Origin of the sequence: Pseudoalteromonas sp. P1-11 (assembly GCF_001399995.1) — a bacterium.
GTDB classification, from domain to species: Bacteria; Pseudomonadota; Gammaproteobacteria; order Enterobacterales; family Alteromonadaceae; genus Pseudoalteromonas; species Pseudoalteromonas atlantica.
Genome location: NZ_LJSP01000013.1, coordinates 95,916 through 114,612 on the forward strand (window position 1 = coordinate 95,916; position 18,697 = coordinate 114,612).

The following is an 18,697-nucleotide window of genomic DNA, read 5'->3' on the forward strand; positions in this document are numbered from 1 at the left end:
TTTTTTATTTTAAAAACAGCCATCGAGGGGCCTTGGATGAGCGATTTTATTATTTTTAGTATTGATGTATTTGCGAGTATTTTTATTGTTGCATTAGGATTAATTGTACTTACCGTTATTGTTTTTTATTTTCGTGATATTACTCAAACAAAGCATGCAATTAGGCGAAATTACCCGGTTATTGGTCGCTTTAGGTACTTTTTTGAGCGCCAAGGCGAGTTTTTTAGGCAGTACTTTTTTGCCCTCGATAGAGAAGAAATGCCGTTTAACCGAGCAGAGCGCAGCTGGGTGTATCGCGCTGCAAAAGATGTCGATCGTACCGCTGCATTTGGCTCCACGCAAAGCTTAGAGGTTACAGGTACAGTGATGTTTATGAACTGTGCTTTTCCTACCTTAGATGAAGAGGCGCTGGACCCAAGTAATGTAACTTTAGGCCCTTATTGTAAAACGCCGTACACCACTAACTCCTTGTTTAATATATCGGGAATGAGCTTCGGCGCGCTCTCAAAACCGGCTGTTAGAGCGTTATCAAAAGGGGCAAAATTGGCCGGCTGCTGGATGAATACCGGCGAAGGCGGGTTAAGCCCTTATCACTTAGAGGGCGGAGCCGATTTGGTGTTTCAAATTGGTACGGCTAAATATGGTGTGCGCGACGAGCTTGGAAATTTAAGTATTGATAAACTTAAAGAAATTGCGGCGCATAAAAACGTAAAAATGTTTGAGCTTAAATTAAGCCAGGGCGCCAAACCAGGTAAAGGCGGTATGTTACCAGGTAAAAAGGTTAATGCTGAAATTGCTAAAATAAGGGGCATCCCTGAGGGTAAAGATTCAATTAGCCCAAATGGGCACCCAGAGATCAAAAAGCCAAGCGACATATTAGATATGATTGCCACAGTGCGAAACGCCACAGGCAAACCTACCGGCTTTAAAGCCGTTATTGGTGATTACACATGGCTAGAAACGCTATTTGCAGAAATAAACCACCGAGGGCTTGAATCAGCACCGGATTTTATCACTATTGATAGTGCCGATGGCGGTACGGGCGCAGCGCCACAACCCTTATTAGATTCGGTAGGTTTACCGCTGCGCGAAAGCTTACCGCTGGTTGTTAATATGCTTGAAAAACACGGCTTAACAGGGCGGGTTAAAGTCATTGTTTCGGGTAAGTTAATTGTGCCCTCTAAGGTAGCATGGGCGCTTGCTTTGGGTGCTGATTTTGTTGTTTCTGCGCGTGGTCATATGTTTGCGTTAGGCTGTATACAGGCCATGCAATGTAATAAAGACACCTGCCCAACCGGTGTAACTACCCATAACGAGCGGCTACAGCGTGGTTTAAATGTTGCAGATAAAGCTCAGCGGGTTGCCAATTATAATAAATATATTCATTACGGCGCTGGCTTAATTGCCCACTCATGTGGTGTAACGAGTGCGCGGGAATTAAGGCGTAAACACGTGCGTATAGTGCAAGAAAGCGGGCTGTCGGAGCCGCTCGATAAAATTTACGAAAACTACCAATAACGGTATTAGTATAAAAAAGGCGCTTTGGCGCCTTTTTTAATTTAGTTGGCTTATTAATAAACTAAAAAAGGCATCTTTGTTGTCGCAGCTTTTGGCATTTAAAATAAGTTGCTCACCTAAGCTCAGCGTTTGTTTTTGTACTGCAAGGCGCGTATTTTCATCTTCAATGCTGTCAATATCTACCACATGCGCGAGCCCTATGGTGCGCCTAATTAGTTCTGTTCCACAATAACCTATGGCGTCTTGTAATACGGTTTTCATAAAGTACTGTGGGTAGCCCTCGGTATTAAGGGTGTGATCTGTGCTGTGGTTGGCAATTAAAGTTAACCATTGTTGCTCAAATAAATTATAGCTTTCAACAATGCAGCTAAGTAAATGCGTTTGATAGTTTCGCCGTGCTACAAACTCTTCAATATGCCCTGCTTGTGCGCAGTAATTTAATAGTAAATTGCCAATAAAAGAGCCTATATCAAAACCAACAGGGCCAAAAAAGCCAAACTCGGGGTCAATCACTTTAGTGGTATTGGTATCTACAAAAATACTGCCGCTGTGCATATCGCCGTGCAGCAATGTTTGCGGGTTAGATAAAAAATTAGCTTTTAATTTCGCAACTTCTAACTTAAGTGCCGTGTTATCACGCAAAGCGTGTACATGTGTAGTAAGTTGCTCGTCAAAGTGATTGCGTTCGTGATCTGTATACGGATCGCTAAAAAATAAATCTTCTGTAATTTGGCAAAGCTCAGGGTTAGTAAATTGCTGTACGAGGGCCTTTTTATGCTGGGCGGTTAGGTAAAAATCTGAATTATAAAACCCGGTATGGCTTAAATACGTAGCTACGTGCTCGGCTAACTTAGGAAATTGCTCCGCGTTATTTTGCGCAGTGCGCAATATTTTTAAGTGACCTAAATCTTCTAAAATAGTAAGTGCGTAAGCTTGGTTATAGTGCAGTACTTTAGCGGTGTTTTGTGGGCAAATAGCGCCATGGTTAAGTAACACTTGCGCCTCAATACGGGCTCTATCAAGCGTGAGCGGCCATGATTCACCTACACAACGAGCATAAGGCAGTGCTTGCTTTAAAATAATGCTGTTATGGTGCTCATCGCTAATTCTAAATACTAAATTAAGGTTACCGTCACCAAATTCGTACGCAGTTAAGTGTGCGCCAGCATTAAAAAAATCATACTGCTTAGAGTCAATTAGCGAGTTTACATATTCAATTGCGCGCTGCGCATTAAACGCGACATAGTTAGCCATAGTGAGTTCTCAAATAACCTTTTTGGGCATTCTATACCTTTAAATGTTTAGATGTCTACAAGTCTAACTTGAGAGTTATTCAAACTGATGTAAAATACCCTTACGCATTTTATTTAAGCAGCCTCACCATGCAAAACCTTATCGCAAGCAGTTTAAAATATGAAAACGGCACATTAAGTGTGCTTGACCAGTATTTACTTCCTCATCAGCAGGTATGGCATGAATGCCATAGTGTTGAGACGATGAAGGAGCTGATCATCAGTTTAAAAATTCGTGGCGCACCATTAATAGGCTTAGGTGCGAGTTTGCTGGTTGCTCATTTAGCGCAGCAGGGGGGAACTCAAGCGGCGCTTGCAAAAGCAATTGATGAGCTTGAAGCCACAAGGCCAACCGCTGTTAATTTAATGCATTGCATGGCTACATTAAGAGAGGCCCTTAAAAGCGATGATTTTGTAGCAGCAGTGGTGTGCAGCGCAGAGCGCCTTTTTATTGAAGACATTGCCCTATGTGAGCGCATGGCAACGCGCGGAGCTGAGCTTATAAACAGCGGCGACAATATTTTAACCCATTGTAATACCGGCGCATTAGCGACTGCTGGTATTGGTACAGCATTAGGCGTTATTTACAAAGCGCAGCAACAACACGGCAATATACATGTGTGGGTTGATGAAACGCGGCCCTTGTTGCAAGGCGGGCGTTTAACCGCGTTCGAGCTTGAGCGCTGGCAAGTACCGTATACGCTTATTTGCGATAATATGGCAGCAAGTTTAATGGCCGCAGGCAAGGTAGATAAAATAGTGGTAGGCGCCGATCGTATTGCTGCTAATGGCGACTTTGCTAATAAAGTGGGAACTTATAATTTAGCTGTATTGGCGCATTTTCATGATATTCCTTTTTATGTTGTCGCGCCTTTAACTACGCTTGATACACAAACAGCTTGCGGTAGCGATATAGCAATAGAGCAGCGAAATAGCGCAGAGGTACGCGGCGTAAGTGGCAGTTTTGGTGAGGCGCTGTGGGCACCCACTAATGCCAATGTGTATAATCCCGCATTTGATGTAACACCTGCAAAACTAATAACAGCTTGGGTGTTAGATACCGGTGTTTACAATAAAAGTGATGTAGAGAGTGGCGCTTTAACAGCGCTTAAGTAGTTTTAAAACAGCGCTCCACTTATCCCTTTGTGGAGCGTATTACTTTTGCTATGCGAGCAACGGAAACTGCTTCGCAATTTCAGACTCGGTGCTTTTTGCAACCCAGCCCTCGGTATTATTAAATAATCGAATGGCGGTAAATTCTGGGTCGCTCCCCATATCAAACCAATGTGGGGTAAGAGTTGGGACCGAAATTAAGTCACCTTGCTGGCATAATACTTGGTAAATTTTGGCATCAATATGTAGGCAAAATAACCCTTGGCCTTTTACAAAAAAACGAACTTCGTCTTCACTATGGGTGTGCTCAAATAAAAACTTTTCTCGCATTTGTGCCGCTGCAGGATTACCTTTTGCAAGTGAAATAACATCCACCGTTTGGTAGCCATTTTGCGCTTTTAAGCGCGCTATATCATTTTTATACGCTGCAATAATTTGCTCATTTGTGGTGTGCTCATTAATGGGTGCGGTTGCTTGCCATTGTTCAAAACGTACATTTACCTTTGCTAATTGCTGAGTAATTTCGCTTAAATCGCAGGTATTTACCAGCGCATTACTTGGATTGTTGTCAGCATAAATTGTTAATTGGCTCATGCAAATTGCTCCAATTTAACTGTGCTAAAGTCATGTACGTATGGGTGCGCGCTATGTGCTTGGCCATCACGTATTAAGTGCAAGGTTTTAAGCCCTGCGGCTTTAGCTGCATCAAGCTCACCTGCCACATCACTTAAAAACAAGATTTCGTTAGCACTAAAAGGGAGCTGGTTAACGATAGTGTTATAGGCTGCTTGCTCTTGCTTTGCGCCGACTTTGGTATCAAAAAAATCGTTAAACAGGGGGCGAATATCGCCATACTCACTGTATTTAAAGAGTAACTGCTGCGCCCTTACCGAGCCTGATGAATACACATAAAGTGCGGTACCTTGAGCGTGCTGAGCTTGTAAAAACTCAATCGCATCTGCGTATAGGTGGCCTTTAAAATCACCGTGCTCGTAGCCCGTTTGCCAAATTAGCCCTTGTATTTGCTTTAAAGGGGTAATTTTTTTATCTTCTTCAATCCACTTTAGTAACACGCTAATGACATTTTCTATATCGGCATCTGGCTCATTAATAATGGCTTTAACAGCCGCTATTTGCTCAGCGACATGGGGTTTATTTTCGTTTAAGCGCATAAACGTCGCTAGTTGCTTGGCTGCATACGGAAACAGCACCTCTTTTACAAATGAGATACGTGTTATGGTGCCTTCAATATCAGTTAAAATTGCTTTTATCATTATAGCTGTGCCCCAATACCTTCTATTTTTAACCGTTCCAGCTCGCAACTAAATAAAAATTCTAACCCTTCTAAATGGCGAAGTGCTTGCTTGTAATTACGCCCTACTACATAAACGCCATGCCCACGAATTAACACTGCATGTTCAATGGGTGTATGTAAGTGGTGATCGCTAAGCAGCAAACTTAAGCGGTCTATGTCTTGGTCGTTTTCAAAAATAGGAATGCTGAGCGTATCTAAATGCGAGGTTACCCCACTGAGTGACTTTTGCATTTCGTAACCGCTTAAATTTAATGCATGGCTTTTAATTACACGCGATAGTACGGTGGCTGCTACTGAGTGAGTATGCAGCACCACGTTTGCGTGCGGAATAAGCTTATACATGCCTAGGTGCAGTTGCGTTTCGGCCGATGGGTTGCCAGCACCTTTAGTGCGATTACCTTGATGATCAAGCTCAATGAATGTGTGTGTACCGAGCTGACCTTTATCAAAGCCGCTAGCGGTAACCACATACCCTGTTGCGGTGCGCGCCGAAAAATTTCCGCCGGTGGCGGGAACCCACCCTTTTTGACTGATCCATTTTCCGGCTTCAATAAGTTGCGAAATAGCGGTATTGTTGTGCATACATTCCTCACCAATGAGTGTAATACCAATGCGTAATAATACTTAATGCGTTTGAGGCGCTAAACCAAACGCGAGCTGCGTTTTTGCTACCTCAAAATAGCTCAGTTAATTAAGCAAATTGATATAAAGCTATTTAATTTTAGACGGCTATACTTCTGTTTTAAGCAATGATAGCATCGCTTTAAGCGCAAAACCATCATTAAGGGCCTGTCGTGTTTGAAAGTAAATTACCAAATTTAAGTGTTAGTATATTTAGCCAAATGAGTGGCTTGGCAAGTCAGCATTCGGCAATAAATTTATCGCAGGGTTTTCCTGAGTTTGATGCGCCAAAATTACTAAAAAACCAGCTAAATTTTTATGTTCAGCAAGGGGTTAATCAATACTCGCCATCCAGTGGTGTGCCCCGTTTACAGCAACAAATAGCAAATTTAGTTTCGCGTAAATACGCGGCTAATATTGATGCAGCTGAGCAAGTTACGGTAACGTCGGGCGCCACCGAAGCATTATTTGTGGCTATTCAAACTATAGTACGCCCCGATGATGAAGTCATTGTGTTTGACCCTGCTTATGACTCTTACCAGCCTGCCATTGAGCTTGCTGGCGGTAAAACAGTTCATATTGCATTGCATGCCCCCGATTATGCTATTGATTGGCAAGCTGTTCGCAGTGCAGTGAGCAAAAGCACGCGCGCTATAATTATTAATACGCCACACAATCCAAGCGGAAAAATACTTAAAAGCCATGATATAGACGCGCTTAAATCGTTAGTAAGCGATCACGATTTATATGTAATAAGTGATGAAGTTTACGAACACATTACCTTTGATGGCGATAAGCACTTAAGCATGCTTTGTGATGAGCAGCTGCGTGAAAAAAGCTTTGTTATATCAAGCTTTGGCAAAACGTTTCACAGTACCGGCTGGAAAATGGGGTACTGTATTGCGCCTGCACCGCTTGCTATTGAATTTAGAAAAATACACCAGTATGTTACTTTTTCAAGCTTTACACCTGCACAACACGCATTGGCCGACATGCTTGAACAACAAGGCGAGCATGTAGATGAGCTGAGTAATTTTTATCAGCAAAAGCGCGACTTACTGGCGCAGCACTTAAGTGACAGCCGTTTTAATATTTTACCAAGCCAAGGTACGTACTTTTTATTGCTCGATTACAGTGAAGTGTCTGATCTTAATGATGTAGATTTTTGCCACTGGTTAGTAGAGCAAGCCGGGGTTGCTGCTATTCCTTTAAGTGTGTTTTATAAGCAACCCTCAAATGATAAAGTGATTCGACTGTGTTTTGCTAAAAACGATGAAACCTTAATAGAGGCCGCGCAAATATTATGTCAACTTTAACGCTTACACTCGTTCAAAGTGCGCTGCATTGGCTTGATAAAGACGCCAATTTAGCCATGTTTGATAAAAAATTAGCAGCGATGAGCGCTCAACCTGATTTAATTTTACTACCCGAAACCTTCGCCACAGGCTTTGCTATTAATCTTGATTGCGCAGAGCCCGAAAATGGCAAAGTGTTGAGCTGGCTAAAAACCCAAGCACATAAACATAAAGCCGTTATTGCAGGTTCGGTTTTGGTTGCTCAAGGCGATAAAAAAGCGAATCGCTTTTATTGGGTGACGCCAAGTGGCGAGGTAAATTATTACGATAAACGTCATTTATTTCGCTTAGGCAGTGAGGGCGATTACGTTGTCGCAGGGCAAGCGCGTAAAACGTTTGAAATTAACGGTTTTAAGTTACTGCCGCAAGTATGTTACGACTTGCGCTTTCCGGTTTTTCAGCGCAACAATAATGATTACGACGTAATGATAAACGTTGCAAACTGGCCTGCGGTTCGTCGCCATATTTGGGATACGCTATTAATGGCGCGCGCTATGGAAAACCTATGTTATGTAGTAGCCGTTAACCGTGTTGGCGACGATGGCAATGGTGTTGCGCACAATGGCGGCACGGCTGTATACGACTTTAAAGGCGATACAATCGCCAAAGCAAAAGACAATACACAAGAGTTACTTACCGTAACACTTGAAAAAGCACCGCTCGATGATTTTAAAGCCTCGTTTCCTGCTTACTTAGATGCCGACGCGTTTACCTTGGTATAAATCGCTAAGCATTAGCGCCTAGCCAATAAAGTGCTAAAATAGCCGCTGATATGTTTATTGGCGGCTTTATGAATACAACACTTATTACACCGGTAATTTTAGCGGGCGGCATTGGCACACGGTTATGGCCGCTGTCTCGCCAAGCTATGCCTAAGCAATTTTTACCTCTGCTTGATAACAAACACTCACTATTACAAAGCACGTTAGCGCGTGTATCGGGCGAGGGGTTTGCAAAGCCAATACTTGTTTGTAACGAACAGCACCGCTTTATTGCTGCTGAGCAAAGTGCACAGGCCGCTCCTCATGCACTTTTGTTAGAGCCGCAGGGTAAAAGTACCGCGCCGGCTATTGCGCTGGCAGCACACTACGCTTTACAGCAAGGCATAACCGGGCCAATACTGGTGATGCCTGCCGATCATCATATATCCAACTTTACTGAGCTCACACTTAAACTAAATGATGCAATTGAATTAGCCCAGCAAGGTATGTTGGTCACGTTTTCAATTACACCAACACAGCCCCACACTGGGTTTGGCTACATTAAGCAAGGTAGTAAAATAGCAGGCTCAAATTGCTATAAAGTGGCTGAGTTTAAAGAGAAGCCAAGCTTGGCTACCGCTGAGCATTATTTAACTCAAGGCGGTTATAGCTGGAATAGCGGGATGTTTTTATTTACACCACAAGCCTATTTAAATGAACTAGAACGCTTTGCCCCAAAAATTGCACACAGTGTAAGCGCGGCGGCTAATTTCTCTGACGATTTAGGGTTTACAAGGCCGGTAAGTGAGCCACTTGAAAACTGCCCAAGTGACTCTATCGATTACGCCATTTTAGAGCGTAGCAATAATGTAGCAGTGCTGCCTGTTGCTCTTAATTGGAGTGATGTAGGCAGCTTTGGTGCTTTGGCTAGCCTTATTAAAAAAGATGCACATGGCAATAATGAAAACGACAGCCATAGCGCGCAAAATAGTACTAATAATTTTGTTTTAAGCGAAAACGATCACAGCGTTGCTACCCTTGGGGTTAGCGACTTAGCTATTATTCATACCCACGATGCCACCCTCGTTGCCAATAAAAACAAGCTCGATGGTCTGCCTTTATTGCTCAAGCAATTAGCGGTTAGCCAAAGTGATAAACTCAATCACCATCAGGTTGTGTATCGGCCATGGGGCAATTACCGCACTTTAGTAACAGGGGCAGGGTTTAAAGTTAAAAAAATAACCGTAAACAGCGCTGCTAAACTTTCAACGCAGCGTCATCAGCATCGTGCAGAGCATTGGGTGGTGGTATCGGGTATTGCTGATGTACGTATTGATAAGCAAGAATTAACACTTAGCCACGACCAATCGTGCTACATTGCAGCAAAACAAATACACAGCTTAGCGAACAATCAAAAAGAGCCGCTAATTGTCATTGAAGTACAAACTGGCGCCGTACTAGATGAAAGTGACATAGAGCGATTTGATGATAAGTATGGAAGGGAGTAAACAGCTTAATCTGCAATAGAAAAGCCCATTAACTCAACTGCCCGCGCACATACTTTAAGTATTGTTCTAGGCTTCGCTGCCATAGCTCTAACGCCTCATCTAACAGGTTGTTATGGGGTTTGTTATCAAGCAAGCGGCGCTCTATTTTTTTAAGCTCAATACCGTAACGGTTAAAGCCTAATTGCAGCGCGGTGCTTGCTTGGCGGTGCAATAATTTAATGCACTGCTCTGGTTGCTGGTCAATAAGTTCTTGGCATCGGGTTAGTTTAGTCCGTGCTGAGAGTACAAATTCATTGTAAATCGACGACACTTCATCCTCACTAAATGAGCTAGTTAGCGTTTCTGCTGCGGTTTCGTCGTATAAGGTATCTACTAGCTCTACAGCTATATTTGCAGTTTGATTGGATTGTGAATCACTCAGTGCTTGGCGAAGCTTTTGCTGCTTAATTGGTTTGCCTACTATGTCTTTTATTCCCAGGGCTAAGTATTCTTTTACCTCGTCAGGGCTTAAGCTTGCTGTAAAGGCCAGTACGGGCGTGCGCTGGTTTTTATGCTCCAAACGCTGCAAACGTTTTAATACTTCTTGGCCGGTAAAGTCTGGCAGGTTCATATCCAGTAAAATAACGTCAAAGTGATGCGTTTGCAGCAGTTCAATAGCGCTTTTGCCATCTTTGGCGAGCTTTATTTTATGCTCATCTTCGGCCATAAATTCAATGGCAATTTTTTGATTTAAATCTAAATCTTCGACTAGCAGTACTTCAAGGCCGGTTAAGTAGTCTTTGTTTTGATGTCGCTGCTCTACCAAACTAAGTTCCCCTAGAGTAAAGGTGGTAGTAAAGCTAAATACGCTACCAGTGCCTAGTTGACTGGTTATTTCTAAGCGGCTGCCTAGCTTTTCTAGTAAGCGGCTGGTGATGGCAAGCCCAAGGCCGGTGCCGCCTTTTTCTTTGCCGGCGCTACTTTGTACATAGGGTTCGGTTAAGTAGGCTATTTCGTCTTTTTCGATACCAGGGCCTGAGTCTTTAACGCTAATTTTTATGGTGTGCTCAAGCTGCCTGTCGCTTATTAAATCAACCTGAATTTTTACTATACCGTGGTCGGTAAACTTAATGGCGTTACCAACAAGGTTAATAATAATTTGCCTTAATTTTTGCTGATCGCAGTAGTAACAGGCTTGTTCAGGGATATTACATACCAGTTCAAACTTAAGCTGCTTTTGCTCCGCCAATGGGCTGAGTAATAAACACAAATTGTTTAACCAGGTTTTAAATTCAATGTCTTCTTCGTAAAGTGCTTCATCACTTTGATCTAGGCTTGCGTAGTCGAGCACTTTATCAACCAGTAAATTTAATGACTCGGCTGAATTAATGATGGCCTCACAATAGGCTTTATTGCGGGTGTCGGTGCTTTGGTTCATAACCAATTGGGCGCTGCCTAATATGCCATTAAGGGGGGTGCGAATTTCATGGCTAATCGTTGATAAAAACAGGCCTCTAATTTCTAAATCTTTTTGGGCTTTGTCGGCCAGCTTGTTAAGGTTTTTTTCTCTGCGTTCATTACACAAAAGCGCCATACCAGCGGCATAAAACATAGGTGCAATAACGCCATTTAAAAACAGTAAGCTGCTAAACCATGGGCTTTGCAATAGCAGGGGTTGTTCAATATTAACCATAAATAGTGAGCGGCTAATAAAGCTCAGGCCAACTAAAGTTAATATTAAAATATAAACAATAGTACCGTTAGGATAGGGCTTTCGAGCATATTTAATAAATAAAAACAGCAAAAAAGCGGCTTCTGCAATGTGCTGTACATCCGAGACGTAAATTCGCTCGCGTAAAGAAGGGTCAATAAAAGAATAATATCCCAACATTACTGCGCTAAACGTGGTAAAGGAGCATAGTAGCTTAAACCCAATACCCCGATAATCTAAAAATTGGCATATAGCCAAGCTGTGCACAATTGATGCGCCAAACATCATACTGCTGGCAATACTAATCACAATAAGGTTGTGCGTTTTACCAATCAGCGTAAAGCCAATTACTGCGCCTAGTAATAAAACCGGGTAAAAAATATAAAGCAGAGTACCTGGGGTACTTTTGTTGGTACGCCAAGTTAAAAAGTTAAGAAGGGTCATTACAATAATAACGGCAATGCTGGCAAAAAAGAGGGTAAATGAGTCGAGCATAGAGGTTCCAGCAATGGGTACTTTAAATAGAGTAATAAAAAGCGATTAATTTAACAAGCATGCGGCATAAACAAAAACAGGCACCATAAGTGCCTGTTTTTAAATTACGAAATTGATTAACGAATTTCGTCTGGAATGTTTTGTTGAGCCCAAGATAGTAGCTCAATACGGTTACGACATTTAGTTTTTCTAAATGCGCTGTATAAATGTGTTTTAACTGTGTGCGGGCTGATGCTTAAATCTTCAGCAATTTCTTTGTTTTTAGAACCCTTACTCATTAACGAGATTATTGCTTTTTCTCGTTTAGTGAGTTTAATTGGCTCTATATCGCCTTCGGTCAGCTTGTGTAGTGCGTCTTTATTAAACTGCAGCATGCGGTTTAATGCATTACACATAATGTCACGTCTGTACCAAAGCTGATCTTCTAAAAGTAAGCGAATACCTTTCATTAATACATCAGCGTTATCTGTCGTATAAAACACGCCACGAATACCGCTCAACAGCGCGCGGTTAGCGAGCTCTGGGTTTTCGTCTAGGTTAAATAATACGATATCGCACTTGGTGCGCAGGTTAACTAGCTGTTCTTTTAGTTTACCCCATGCATCGTTACTTGATGTTTCAATGAACAGTAATCGAGTCCCTTCTGGTACATCTAAAATATTTGTACCCGTGGTTACGTCAAGGCCTTGCGTTTTTAACAAAGGTTCTAAAACGTTAATGCCAATGGTGTTAATTGGCTCTTGATCTAATAACAAAAAGGCTGAACTGCTCATGTTTTTATACTCTTTTTATAAAGCTGACTAGTTAAGTTTATCACGACTTCCACACCTTTTGTATTAGAAAGTCGGGTTTCGCCTTGTGAACAAGTACGATTTTACGATTATTTAAACATAAAATGTTGCAAATAAGTAATTATTTTTCACTTTATATACATGATAAACCATAACATTTGTAACTAGCTAAATACTAATAATTCCAGTGAATTTTTATTATTAAATTTTTAATTTTTTAGCTTCTTGATACGGAGGCCAGCCCATTTCTTTGCCTGCAAGCATATGTAAATGTATGTGATAGACGGTTTGCCCGCCGTGTTTATTGCAGTTCATTACTACTCTGTAGCCATCGTCACTAAAGTTAAATTGCTTGGCTAATTTAGCAGCAACCTCGTATAAATTTCCAACTAAGTGTGAGTTTTCGCTGTTAATATCATTGATAGTGGCAATTGCTTTTTTTGGAATAATTAACACATGAAAAGGGGCTTGCGGGTTTATATCTTTAAATGCAAGGGTGGTGTCGTCTTCGTAAATAATGTCGGCAGGAATTTCGCGGTTAATAATTTTTGTAAATATTGTTTCTGTGCTCATAATCGTTTCAGTGTAAGGGTTGAATTTAAAGTCACTAATGACAAATTTTGTTTGCAGTGTCAAACTCAAAACAAATAAAGGAGTTTTTATGCGTAAACCAATGTTAATAACTGCAGCTGCGGGACTATTGATGAGTATGTCAGTAAGTGCCGGAAATATTCACTTTCCTGAAGAGTTAGTGCCTTTACAAGTCGGCGAAAGAGTGATTGAAAGCTCTTTATTTAGCCGCGTTGACGACATTGAACTTGCCCCAGGGTCTTATCGATTAAAATTAAAATACACCGATTTATACGAGCTAGGCTTTGACGATCATGAGGTAATAGAGTCTGAACCGTTTTGGGTAGATATTACTATTGACGATAACAAAGACTACGACATGGTGTTTAATCGTGCCGATAACGCGGTATCAGCGAAAATATTTGCTGAGGCACCACAGGTAAGTTTAAAAGCAAAGGGCGCGTCTGTGGCACAGCCGCTTAGTGTTATTTCAAATACACAGCTTGCAAGTCAAAAGCCTACTTTACAAAATACGGTGCCAGCGGGTCCAACGCGTCCAAGCCAACCTATAAAGCCTCTTGCGCCTATTAATGGCAAAGGCATGCCAAGTGCACCGCAAATGCTAGAATTTTGGTGGCAGCAAGCCACGATTGCTGAGCGAAAGGCCTTTTTAGAAAAGGTAACGAACCAAGGCGCTGAATAATAAACTTATCTCAGCTACTAATTTTAAGCGCTAACTGCGCTGAACTTAGTTACAGTTTTTAGTTTGAGAAAATTACAGTATTAAAAAAGGCCGATAAATCGGCCTTTTTTAATGGTTTTGCTGTTTTACCCTTAAGGTGTGAATACCTTTTGGGGTGGCACAGGTTGCTTATTTATCAAATAAAGCGTCAATGGTGCCTTGTGCTAGCGGGTGGTAGCCTGGGCGTGCTTTGATGTATACATCGTGTGCCCACTCACGCTTACCATTTTTAATAAGTGCTTTGTATAACGGCACAATTAATTTACGGCGGCCAATACCTGATAAATGCTTATCAAGCGCTGGGTAAATAGGTTGGTAACCATTACCTACCGCTAACATAAACCATGCAAACGCGCGCTCTGCATTGGTTGATTGCGTTAAGTTAAATTGCTTATCAAGCTCGCTCATTTTATCTAAGCTTAAATCACGTGGTAGGTTATTTAAAAAGTGTAACCATTCGTGCACTGTCCACTGAGCCGTAGGTAATTGTGCTGCGCTTGTTTCACCTTTTAACCATGCTGCGCTTGCTGTATCTACTTTATCAAACGCATCCGATGTGGGGTTAGGTGCATCGCTTGGTAAACCTGGCTCAAAAATCCACTCATTCACTTTATCCATGCTTACAACGCCTGGATATTTTTCAATTAAGTTAGCTTTTAAGTAAGTAACAAATTGCGCAGTAGTCAGTGATTTAAATGCAAACTCATTAAAGTAGGTCTTAACAAAGTCATCAAACTTATCACGGCCGTATTTTTCTTCTAGGTAGATTAAAAATAGCTGCCCTTTAGTGTATGGCACTGAGCTAAATGCATCATCTGGATCGCGGCCATTAAGTTTTAAATTAAGGCGCGTATCGGGTGCATCAATGGTTTTAAGCTGAGCACGTAAGCCTGCTGCATCTAAAGCTTGCTCCATTACGGCGCGGTCGCGGCCAAACACTTCTTCCATGATGCGGTTTTCAACGTAAGAGGTAAAACCTTCGTTTAACCATAAATCTTCCCACGTAGCGTTGGTAACTAAGTTACCAGACCAAGAGTGTGCAAGCTCATGCGCAATAAGGTTTACTAAGCTTTTATCGCCAGCAACTACGGTAGGGGTAATAAACGAAAGACGCGGGTTTTCCATACCACCAAACGGAAAGCTAGGCGGTAACATTAATAAATCGTAACGGCCCCATGCATACTCACCATACATTTCGTTGGTTTTGTCGATCATGGCTTGGGTGTCGTTAAACTCGGCAACCGAAGCGTCTAAAATTTCAGGCTCGGCAAATATACCAGTTTGTTTTGACATGGCTTTGAATTCTAAATTACCTGCACCAATCGCAATTAAGTACGGCGAAATAGCTTGTGGCATTTCAAAGTGGTAGTCGCCATCTTTGTATAGTGCGTCTTTGTTATCGGCGCTCATTACGGCACGTATATCTTTTGGTGTATGAATACGGGCAGAGTAAGTAACGCGCATGGCAGGGGTATCTTGTACTGGTAACCAGCTACGAGCGTGAATAGCCTGCGATTGGCTGTACATAAACGGGTGCGTTTTGCTGGCTGTTTGCTCTGGTGTTAACCATTGCAGGCCAGATGCTTCTGGGCGGCTGTTGTAGTAAATACGTACTTTTGGCGCTTGGCTTTTTAAAGTAATTGTTAGTTTTGAGCCTTTAACATCATCGCGATCTGCCAGTGTAAATTTAGCTTTGTGCCAATCGCCCGAGGTGTCTTGGTACATTACTTTATCAATGTCTAAGTCGCGGGTATCAAGTACCAGCTTTTTACTCGTGTCATTGTTCCACTTTAGCGTGTGCTCAACAAAACCTTCTAATTGCTTGTCGGCAAAATCGACATCTAAATCAAGGTTTAAGTGTGTTGTTACCACATCATCTAGGTTGGCGTATGAGTTTTGATCAATCGCGTTTGCCATTGCTTGCGAGCACATACCGGCCATAGCGAGGCTTAAAAAAAGAGGTTTAATTTTCATAAAATACCCTGAACACTAATAATAAGTGCAGGTTTTATATCATGATTGATACAGCGGGTTGAGTGATTTTTACATTCTTTGCGACAATAAGGTAAACTACTGCGATTAGTTACCAGTACACTCAGAGACCTTTGTGGCGCACTCATTAAAACCTTTACATACCTTTGCACTAAATAATCAATGCCAGCATTTTGTTGAAATAACCTCGGTTGAGCAACTTAAAGCACACCGTTTTAGTGCACCGTTTTGTTTATTAGGGGAAGGTAGCAACACAATATTTTTAGAAAACTACGCAGGCACCGTAATTAAAATGGCCACTAAGGGCATTACTATTACCGAGCGTGAAAATGACGTACTAGTGAGTGCAGCTGCGGGCGAGAACTGGCATAACCTAGTAAGCTATTTACTTGATAAAAATATTTCAGGGCTTGAAAACCTAGCGCTTATTCCGGGCACTGTTGGGGCGTCGCCGGTACAAAACATTGGTGCTTATGGTGTTGAGCTTGCCCAATTTGTAGAGTCGGTTGAATACATTGATATTGCCACAAAAACCAAGGTGACTTTAACTAACGCACAGTGTGAGTTTGCTTATCGTGACTCTATTTTTAAACATGCTTTAAAAAACAAAGCGGTGATCACTCAAGTTAATTTAGCGCTCCCTAAAATGTGGCAGCCAGTTTTAAGTTATGGCCCACTCAAAGTATTGCAAAATCCCACCCCTAAAATGGTATTTGAGCAGGTTATTGAAATTCGTAACGCTAAGCTGCCAAACCCATACACTTTAGCCAATGCGGGTAGTTTTTTTAAAAATCCGATTATTAGCAATGCGCGTTTAGAAGCGCTGCTTGTGCGGTTTGGTGATTTACCGCATTACCCCTATGGGGAAAACCATCACAAAGTGGCGGCAGGTTGGCTAATTGACCAAGCGGGCTTGAAGGGCTTTACAGTAGCAGGGATTGAGGTGCACCAGCAACAGGCGCTGGTATTAGTTAATCATGGTGATAGTAAAGGGCGCGATTTAATCACTATGATCACGCATATACAAAATACTGTGTTTACACGTTACGGCATAATGCTAGAGCACGAAGTAAGGCTTATAAACACAAAGAGTGAATGCCATATTATTACGGAGCACGCGTAATGAAAGCACCAGATGGAAATAAACTAGCTATATTAAATGCACTTAACCAAGGTGGCTTTGTATCGGGCCAAGTCCTTGGCGAGCAGCTGGGTATAAGCCGTGCTGCAGTGAGTAAACATATTCAAACACTGCAAGGCATGGGGCTCGATATATTTAAAGTGACGGGTAAAGGTTACAGTTTAAACAATGCGGTGGGATTGCTAAACCAAGCCGATATAACCAAACATTACCACGCATTAGGTGCCAATACAGCCCAAGTAGAAGTACACCCTATTATAGATTCAACCAACAGCGAACTAATGCGCCGTATTCAAAATAAAGTCGCGCTTGAGTCTGGCACTGTTGTGGTTGCCGAAATGCAGCAAGCCGGGCGCGGAAGGCGAGGGCGGGTATGGCAATCTCCATTTGGCGCCAATTTATATTACAGTTATTTTTGGCGCTTAGATGATGGCCTGCAAGCTGCTATGGGTGTATCAATTGCAGTAGGGCTTGCGGTATACGATGCTATAAAAGCACTTTACGATATAGACATTGAACTTAAATGGCCAAACGATATATACATAAATAAGCAAAAACTAGCCGGAGTATTAGTTGAGCTAGATGGGCAACCGCAAGGCCCTTGTCAGCTAGTCATTGGTATTGGCATAAATCTACACATGCCGCAAAACACCAGCGAACACATTGACCAAGCATGGACCGATTTAAGCCAACACACCACCGCGCTTGATAAAAACCAGTTAGTTGCTTCGCTTACCTTTTATTTAGAGCAGCGTTTGGCAGATTACCAGCAAGACGGGCTAAATAGTATGTACGCACAGTGGAACGCCCTAAACGCCTTTGCAGGAGAATGCGTAGAGCTAAATACGGGGCACAGAAGCTGGCGGGGTATTTGTGAGGGTATTGATCAGCACGGCGGAATACGTATTCGCCAAGACGGCGAAGTTAAAAGTTACTATGGCGGCGAAATCTCGTTAAGAAAGGCCGAATTATGAAACTGCTAATAGATGTGGGTAATACGTCATTAAAAGCGGCCTTATGGCGCGAGCAACAAGCAACGCCCGTTTCTATGAGCGACGTGCCGTGGCAAGCAATAACTGAGGTTGTGTATGCTTGTGTAGGTAACAGTGAATTATTAAATGACGCGCTCACATTAGCCGCCAAAAAAAGTATTCCGTGTTTTGAGGCGCATGTTAGTAAAAATCTCAGTGGCTTAATCTGCGCATATGAACAGGTTAGCAATTTAGGTATTGATCGCTGGCTTGCGCTGGTGGCAGGTTTTACACTTTACCCAAATAGAGCGAGTATTATTGTTGATGCTGGCACTGCAACCACTATTGATGTACTGAGCGGCGAAGGCGAGCACTTAGGGGGCTGGATATTGCCCGGCCTTGATTTAATGACTCGCTCATTAACACAAAATACTCAGCGCGTGTTTGATGATGCCAATACCCCCTTTTTAAACGAGCTAGGTAAAAACACACCCAACGGATTAAAAAATGGCGCGCTGGTGGCAACATTAGGCGCTATTGAACAGGCCAAATACCAACTTAAACACGTAACAGGCGAACAAAAACCACAAATTTTGTGCGCCGGTGGTTACGGTTTGCTGTTACAGCAACAAATAGGTGGCAGTATTTTTGATTCTTTATTGGTTATGAAAGGATTAAATTATTGGCATGAGCTAAGTAAAAACGACGAAAAACAGCAAAATTAAGCACTTTTGCATGAATTGTGAGCATTTAAGCTAAAAAATTACATTTTTTTTAATTTTATAGTTGCATCATAATAAACCTTACTCTAATATCTCGCCCCGTACTAAAGCAGTGCCGACTTAGCTCAGCTGGTAGAGCAACTGACTTGTAATCAGTAGG

At 42.2% G+C, this 18,697-nt stretch carries 17 protein-coding genes; 9 read left to right on the forward strand and 8 right to left on the reverse strand.

The features are described from left to right. Positions 1 to 36: 36 nt before the first annotated feature. The gene (locus AN390_RS16930) at positions 37 to 1,518 is read left to right on the forward strand and encodes an FMN-binding glutamate synthase family protein (RefSeq protein WP_004587481.1); all 1,482 of its coding nucleotides are present in this window, start codon (positions 37 to 39) and stop codon (positions 1,516 to 1,518) included. A 36-nt stretch (positions 1,519 to 1,554) separates the two neighbouring features. Here the strand turns inward: AN390_RS16930 and mtnK are convergent, their stop codons facing one another. Next, a complete protein-coding gene (gene mtnK / locus AN390_RS16935; RefSeq protein ID WP_055255453.1) occupies positions 1,555 to 2,772 on the reverse strand; it encodes an S-methyl-5-thioribose kinase in 1,218 nt (405 codons plus the stop codon). A 128-nt stretch (positions 2,773 to 2,900) separates the two neighbouring features. Between mtnK and mtnA the strand changes: the two genes are divergently transcribed. Further along, positions 2,901 to 3,926 (forward strand): S-methyl-5-thioribose-1-phosphate isomerase, encoded by a 1,026-nt coding sequence (mtnA, locus tag AN390_RS16940; protein ID WP_054983619.1) that lies wholly within the window; start codon positions 2,901 to 2,903, stop codon positions 3,924 to 3,926. Between the two features lie 48 nt (positions 3,927 to 3,974). On the opposite strand, the gene AN390_RS16945 is transcribed toward mtnA, so the two are convergent. Genes AN390_RS16945 through AN390_RS16955 form a run of 3 tightly spaced genes read right to left on the reverse strand, consistent with a single transcriptional unit; the run spans position 3,975 to position 5,820 of the window. Continuing rightward, positions 3,975 to 4,517 (reverse strand): acireductone dioxygenase, encoded by a 543-nt coding sequence (locus AN390_RS16945; RefSeq protein ID WP_024033953.1) that lies wholly within the window; start codon positions 4,515 to 4,517, stop codon positions 3,975 to 3,977. Further along, positions 4,514 to 5,197, reverse strand: coding sequence for an acireductone synthase (mtnC, locus tag AN390_RS16950; protein WP_055255454.1), 684 nt, complete (start codon positions 5,195 to 5,197; stop codon positions 4,514 to 4,516). The genes AN390_RS16945 and mtnC overlap by 4 nt, the downstream gene beginning before the upstream one ends. Further along, on the reverse strand, positions 5,197 to 5,820 hold the full coding sequence (locus AN390_RS16955) for a methylthioribulose 1-phosphate dehydratase (protein WP_004587487.1): 624 nt from the start codon (positions 5,818 to 5,820) through the stop codon (positions 5,197 to 5,199). The genes mtnC and AN390_RS16955 overlap by 1 nt, the downstream gene beginning before the upstream one ends. 212 nt (positions 5,821 to 6,032) lie before the next feature. Here AN390_RS16955 and AN390_RS16960 point away from each other — a divergent pair, with 212 nt between their 5' ends. The 3 genes from AN390_RS16960 (at position 6,033) to AN390_RS16970 (ending at position 9,423) form a co-directional block, all read left to right on the forward strand. Then, entirely contained in the window at positions 6,033 to 7,175 is a 1,143-nt protein-coding gene (locus AN390_RS16960; protein WP_055255455.1) for a methionine aminotransferase, read from the forward strand. Further along, entirely contained in the window at positions 7,163 to 7,936 is a 774-nt protein-coding gene (locus AN390_RS16965) for an amidohydrolase (protein WP_055255456.1), read from the forward strand. The genes AN390_RS16960 and AN390_RS16965 overlap by 13 nt, the downstream gene beginning before the upstream one ends. Positions 7,937 to 8,004: 68 nt before the next feature. Beyond that, a complete protein-coding gene (locus tag AN390_RS16970) occupies positions 8,005 to 9,423 on the forward strand; it encodes a mannose-1-phosphate guanylyltransferase/mannose-6-phosphate isomerase (RefSeq protein WP_055255468.1) in 1,419 nt (472 codons plus the stop codon). 28 nt (positions 9,424 to 9,451) lie between these two features. Here AN390_RS16970 and AN390_RS16975 read toward each other — a convergent pair whose 3' ends face one another. The 3 genes from AN390_RS16975 to AN390_RS16985 form a co-directional block, all read right to left on the reverse strand. Continuing rightward, entirely contained in the window at positions 9,452 to 11,608 is a 2,157-nt protein-coding gene (locus AN390_RS16975) for an ATP-binding protein (protein WP_055255457.1), read from the reverse strand. A gap of 116 nt (positions 11,609 to 11,724) precedes the next feature. Then, positions 11,725 to 12,381 (reverse strand): response regulator transcription factor, encoded by a 657-nt coding sequence (locus tag AN390_RS16980; RefSeq protein WP_004587492.1) that lies wholly within the window; start codon positions 12,379 to 12,381, stop codon positions 11,725 to 11,727. Positions 12,382 to 12,600: 219 nt separating this feature from the next. Then, positions 12,601 to 12,972, reverse strand: coding sequence for a histidine triad nucleotide-binding protein (locus AN390_RS16985; protein WP_004587493.1), 372 nt, complete (start codon positions 12,970 to 12,972; stop codon positions 12,601 to 12,603). 88 nt (positions 12,973 to 13,060) lie between these two features. Between AN390_RS16985 and AN390_RS16990 the strand changes: the two genes are divergently transcribed. Further along, positions 13,061 to 13,672 (forward strand): DUF2057 domain-containing protein, encoded by a 612-nt coding sequence (locus tag AN390_RS16990; RefSeq protein WP_055255458.1) that lies wholly within the window; start codon positions 13,061 to 13,063, stop codon positions 13,670 to 13,672. 168 nt (positions 13,673 to 13,840) lie between these two features. Here the strand turns inward: AN390_RS16990 and AN390_RS16995 are convergent, their stop codons facing one another. Continuing rightward, positions 13,841 to 15,685, reverse strand: a complete 1,845-nt coding sequence (locus AN390_RS16995) for a M1 family metallopeptidase (RefSeq protein ID WP_029774313.1) — start codon at positions 15,683 to 15,685, stop codon at positions 13,841 to 13,843. 133 nt (positions 15,686 to 15,818) lie between these two features. Here AN390_RS16995 and murB point away from each other — a divergent pair, with 133 nt between their 5' ends. The 3 genes from murB to AN390_RS17010 are packed head-to-tail and all read left to right on the forward strand — an operon-like array spanning position 15,819 to position 18,540. Beyond that, positions 15,819 to 16,826, forward strand: coding sequence for a UDP-N-acetylmuramate dehydrogenase (gene murB / locus AN390_RS17000; protein ID WP_055255459.1), 1,008 nt, complete (start codon positions 15,819 to 15,821; stop codon positions 16,824 to 16,826). Then, positions 16,826 to 17,818, forward strand: a complete 993-nt coding sequence (gene birA / locus AN390_RS17005) for a bifunctional biotin--[acetyl-CoA-carboxylase] ligase/biotin operon repressor BirA (protein WP_055255460.1) — start codon at positions 16,826 to 16,828, stop codon at positions 17,816 to 17,818. Before murB ends, birA begins: the two co-directional genes overlap by 1 nt. Continuing rightward, positions 17,815 to 18,540, forward strand: a complete 726-nt coding sequence (locus tag AN390_RS17010; RefSeq protein WP_055255461.1) for a type III pantothenate kinase — start codon at positions 17,815 to 17,817, stop codon at positions 18,538 to 18,540. The genes birA and AN390_RS17010 overlap by 4 nt, the downstream gene beginning before the upstream one ends. Positions 18,541 to 18,697 lie beyond the last annotated feature (157 nt).